Here is a 3713-nt window from a genome sequence, read left to right as displayed (position 1 = left end):
CGCGACGGCGGCAAGACCTGGACCAACGTCACCCCCAAGGGCATGCCCGAGTGGAGCCTGGTGAGTATCATCGAGGCCTCGCCCTTCGATGCCGGTACTGCTTACGTCGCTGTGGACCTGCACAAGCTCGACAACCTGCATCCCCTGATCTACCGCACCCAGGACTTCGGCAAGACCTGGACCGAGATCACCAAGGGCATCCCGGATGATGCTTACACCCACGCCGTGCGCGAGGATCCCAAGCGCAAGGGCCTGCTGTACGCCGGCACGGAGCAGGGCGTGTACGTCTCCTTCGATGACGGCGGGCAGTGGCAGCCCCTGCAGCTCAACCTGCCGCGCACGCCCATCCACGACCTGGTCATCAAGGACGACGACCTGGTAGTAGCCACGCACGGGCGCTCCTTCTGGGTGCTCGACGACGTGGAGCCGCTGCGCCAGATCTCCGCCGACCTGGCCAAGCAGGAGGTCATCTTCTACAAGCCGGCGGCGTCGTACCGGCTGCAGTGGCCGGGCGAGGTGCCGCGGCGCCAGCCGGTGGGCGAGAACCCGCCGCAGGGCGCGGTCTTCGATTACTTCCTGAAGGAGAAGCCCAAGGACGTGGTCACGCTGGAGATCTTCGACAGCCAGGGCAAGCTGGTGCGCAAGTACGTCAGCAAGCAGGAGAAAAAGACGGAGGAGCAGCCGCCCGAGTGGCCCGACCAGACCAAGCCCCCGGAACTGATCCCGGCGGAGGCGGGCATGAACCGCTTCGCCTGGGACCAGCACTACCAGGACCCGGTGCAGGTGCCGGGAGCGTTCTATGCCGGCAATCCTCCGCAGGGACCGCGCGTGCTGCCCGGCACCTACCAGGTGAAGCTGACGGTGGCGGGGAAGAGCACCACCCAGCCCCTGAAGATCAAGCTGGACCCGCGGAGCAAGGTCTCGCAGGCCGACCTGGAGAAGCAGTTGGAATTGGGACTGAAGCTGCGCGCCCGCAACTCCGACCTGCACAACGCGGTGAACCAGATCCGCGAATTGCGGGCACAGTTGAAGGCGCTGGAGTACCGGCTGGGCGACGACCCCAAGGGCAAGGAGGTCGTGGCCGCCGCCAAGGCGCTGGATGCCAAGATGACCCCGGTGGAAGAGCAGCTCATCCAGACCAAAATGAAGAGTTCGGAGGGCAATCTGAACTATCCCACCATGCTCAACGAACAGTTCTACACGCTGACCTTCAGCGTGGGGCTGGCCGACACCGCGCCCGCGCGGCAGCAGTACGAGGTCTTCGAGATGCTGAGCAAGCAGCTCGACGAACAACTGGCCAAGTGGAAGGCGATCGTGAGCGAGGACGTCCCCGCGCTCAACGAGCTGATGAAGAAGAACAACGTGCCCGCGGTGGAGGTGTCGCCGGCGGCCAGCCAGTAGCGCCGGCCGCCGGCTTCAGGGTTGCTGCCGCGCCAGGCTGAGCAGGAAGACGCCGGCGGCGACGCTCACGATCAGCGGTCCGGTCTCGCGGTGGAGCCACAGGGCGAGGCATGTGCCCAGCACGGTGGCGAAGACCGAGAAGCCGACTGCCAGCCCCAGCATGCCGCCCAGGCTGCGGGCCAGGCGCTTGGCGGTGGCGGCCGGGATGATGATCAGCGCCCCCATCAGCAGCACGCCCAGGTAGCGCAACCCCAGCGCGATGGTGAGTGCGAACATCTGCAGGTAGAGCAGATTGAGATGGCGGACGTTGATGCCGGCGGTGCGGGCCACGTCGGGCGAGACCAGCATCACGATCAAGCTGTTCCGGCGGGCCACCACGAAGAGCACGATGGCGCCCGCGGCCGCCAGGCCGAAGACCATCTCCGGCCACTTCAGCGCGCCTGCCCCACCGAAGAGCGCCTCGATGAGGTTCTCCCCCGAGGTCATCAGGCTGCCGATGGCGAGGGCGGCGGAGAACACCACGCCGATAACGGTTTCCGTGGTTGCCCGCGCCCGGTCTTCCAGCGCCCACACCAGCAGGGCCCCGAAGAACAGCATGGCCACCGCCCCGAAGATGGGGTGAATGTGGAGAGCGAGCGCCACCCCGATGCCGGGCAGGGCCACGTGGGAGAGGGGGTCGGCGGCCAGCGCCATCCGTCGCATCACGGCGAAGCAGCCCATCAGCCCGGCCGCCACCGCCATGGCCACCGACAAGAGCAGCAGTTCACTCGTCATGGACGTGATACTCCATGTGGGCGCCATAGACCTGGTCGAGCAGCTCGGGCGTGAGGATGGCCCGCGGCGCTCCAAAAAAGGCCAGAGCCCGGCTCAAGCAGAGCACGTTGGTGGCGTAGCGGTAGACCACCGACAGCTCGTGGGAGATGAAGAGCACGGTCAGCCCGCGGTCCTCCTGCAGGCGATGGACCAGCTCGTTCAGGCGCTCTTGCCCGGGCTCGTCCACGCCCGCCGTGGGTTCGTCCAGGAGAAGCACGTTGGGATCCCCGACCAGAGCAAAGGCGACCAGCAAGCGCTGGAACTGCCCCCCGGACATGGTGCCGATGGGCTGCCGGGCGATGGCCTGGGAGACCCCCACCGAGCTCAGAATGCCGGTGACATTCGCCGCCGGCGCGCCCGCCAGGGCCGCGCGCGCCCGCAGGAAGTCCACCCCGGTGATGGGAATGTCGCGCTCCAGGTCGAGTTTTTGCGGGACGTAGCCGATGCGCACCCCGGGCGACCACCGCAGGTCGCCCTGGAAGGGAATCGCTCCGATCAGCGCCCGGAAGAGAACGGTCTTGCCCGCGCCGTTGGGCCCGATGATGGCCAGGGAGCTGCCCCGGGGGACCTGGAGGCTCAGGTCCGACAAGACCTGGGTGCCGCCGAACCGCACAGAAAGCTGGTTGACTTCGAGGACGTTTTCCACGGGGTCAGGATGGGGCACGTCGTTCGCGCTACCGATATTGCGCTTGCCGCGATGGTTTTGTCCAGAATGGCCTGCTTTTGGGAGCCGCCATTGTATCCGGCATCCCGGAGTCCGCTGGACTCAAGAAAAAGGGGCGCTCCGCTTCCCCGGAGCGCCCCGAGCCTTGCCAGAGAGGACTTCCTCAGGCAGCCGAGGTGGTCTTCCCCTTGATGCGCTTCTGCCAGGCGGTCACGTGGCGCAATTCGTGGCCGAGATAGACCTGGCGCGGGCGCGCGATCTTCTGCTCCCCGTCCTCCAGCATCTCCTGCCACTGGGCCAGCCAGCCCGCGGTGCGGGGGATGGCGAACAGCACCGTGAACATCTCCGGTTTGAAGCCCATGGCCTGGTAGATGATGCCGCTGTAGAAGTCGACGTTGGGATAGAGCTTACGGCTGATGAAGTACTCGTCCTCCAGCGCGATGCGCTCCAGCTCCAGGGCGATGTCGAGCTTGGGATTGCGTCCCGTCACCTTGAAGACCTCTTCCGCAGTCTGCTTGAGGATGCGGGCGCGGGGATCGTAGTTCTTGTAGACGCGGTGCCCGAAGCCCATCAGCTTGCCGTGGCCTTCTTTGGTCTTTTTGATGTAGGCGGGAACGTTGTCCTTGCTGCCGATCTCGTCCAGCATGCGCAGCACCTCTTCGTTGGCCCCGCCGTGCAGGGGGCCCGCCAGAGCGGCGGCGGCCGCCGCGGTGGCCATGTAGGGATCGGCCTGCGAACTGCCCACCGAGGCCGAACTCAAGGAGTGGACCCACGAGATCACCCACCACACCCTGCTGCACGAGAACGTGAAGAAGCTGATGGACGGTTTCCACTA

General features: G+C 66.3%; 4 protein-coding genes. 1 reads left to right on the top strand and 3 read right to left on the bottom strand.

The genetic code is table 11. The annotated features are described in order from the left end of the window. A partial coding sequence (locus tag VEG08_01185; protein HXZ26591.1) for a hypothetical protein occupies positions 1 to 1401 on the top strand: 1401 nt, incomplete at its 5' end. A gap of 15 nt (positions 1402 to 1416) precedes the next feature. Here the strand turns inward: VEG08_01185 and VEG08_01180 are convergent. The 3 genes from VEG08_01180 to VEG08_01170 all read right to left on the bottom strand — a co-directional run bounded on the left by VEG08_01180 (position 1417) and on the right by VEG08_01170 (position 3659). After that, the gene (locus tag VEG08_01180; GenBank protein HXZ26590.1) at positions 1417 to 2175 is read right to left on the bottom strand and encodes a metal ABC transporter permease; all 759 of its coding nucleotides are present in this window, start codon (positions 2173 to 2175) and stop codon (positions 1417 to 1419) included. After that, positions 2165 to 2860: a metal ABC transporter ATP-binding protein gene (locus tag VEG08_01175; protein HXZ26589.1), complete on the bottom strand. Its 696-nt coding sequence runs from the start codon at positions 2858 to 2860 to the stop codon at positions 2165 to 2167. The genes VEG08_01180 and VEG08_01175 overlap by 11 nt, the downstream gene beginning before the upstream one ends. 181 nt (positions 2861 to 3041) lie before the next feature. Then, positions 3042 to 3659 carry a citrate/2-methylcitrate synthase gene (locus VEG08_01170; GenBank protein ID HXZ26588.1) on the bottom strand — a complete coding sequence of 206 codons (618 nt, stop codon included), beginning with the start codon at positions 3657 to 3659 and terminating at the stop codon, positions 3042 to 3044. Positions 3660 to 3713 lie beyond the last annotated feature (54 nt).

The sequence above is a fragment of the Terriglobales bacterium genome (assembly GCA_035624475.1).
Classification (GTDB): Bacteria; Acidobacteriota; Terriglobia; order Terriglobales; family Acidobacteriaceae; genus DASPRL01.
The sequence above is the reverse complement of the archived record's forward strand: the minus strand, read 5'-3'. Positions and strand labels throughout refer to the sequence as shown.